The organism is Pseudoalteromonas sp. 19-MNA-CIBAN-0066, from assembly GCF_040308705.1.
GTDB lineage: Bacteria > Pseudomonadota > Gammaproteobacteria > Enterobacterales > Alteromonadaceae > Pseudoalteromonas > Pseudoalteromonas nigrifaciens.
On sequence record NZ_JBEONZ010000203.1, the window covers coordinates 1 to 274 of the forward strand.

Consider the following 274-nt stretch of genomic DNA (forward strand, 5'->3'; position numbering starts at 1 on the left):
CCATCGCTCTTGGCTCATTATTAACTTGCTCAGCTGCTGCAATGGCTAATCAAGGTGATTATAAATTAATGGTTATTGAAGACTCTGTAACTGCAGCACCTGCATTTGAAAAATCATTTAATAGCTGTGCTTTAAATGTTGAAGCAAGAAACTACGAAGAAGCAGAAGCTATTTGTACACAAGCAATTGCATTGCTTAAGCAAAGCCATGGTCCGCGTTTAAAAGTACGTGAACTTACATCGTTTGCATTAAGTAACCGTGGTGTAGCACGTAT

At 38.7% G+C, this 274-nt stretch carries 1 protein-coding gene; it reads left to right on the forward strand.

Going from position 1 to position 274, the window contains the following annotated elements; all coding sequences use genetic code 11:
• Positions 1-2: 2 nt before the first annotated feature.
• A partial coding sequence (locus AAEZ18_RS18825) for a hypothetical protein (protein WP_352255925.1) occupies positions 3-274 on the forward strand: 272 nt, incomplete at its 3' end.